The organism is Bacillus sp. SIMBA_008 (assembly GCF_046535495.1).
In the GTDB taxonomy this organism is placed as follows: domain Bacteria; phylum Bacillota; class Bacilli; order Bacillales; family Bacillaceae; genus Bacillus; species Bacillus subtilis.
Window position 1 is genome coordinate 1 of record NZ_JAWRWL010000409.1, and the last position, 275, is coordinate 275.

The 275-nt window shown below is 38.5% G+C and carries 1 protein-coding gene; it reads right to left on the reverse strand.

Going from position 1 to position 275, the window contains the following annotated elements; all coding sequences use genetic code 11:
• Positions 1–275, reverse strand: a 275-nt coding sequence (locus SB658_RS23805) for a helix-turn-helix domain-containing protein (protein ID WP_410602781.1), incomplete at both ends; no start/stop codon positions are given.

Here is a 275-nt window from a genome sequence, read left to right on the forward strand (position 1 = left end):
GCTCGAGGAGATATTTTAACCTGTTATATGAAATAGGCCCCTTTAACCAAAGAGATGGAAAAGCTTTTTCATTTTTTATCATGGTGCGAATGGAATGAATATAAGGTTTCAGAGCCAATCGAATCGCTCTTTCTTCTCCTGAAATCAAATAGCCGAAGGCTGGCTGATAGTGAAGCGTGAGCTGCTGCTTTGAAAGTGCTTCTTTTAGCTGTTTCATATCTTCAAGCAATGTATTCCGGCTCACTTTGGTGAGCTTCATAAAATCATCAATTTTT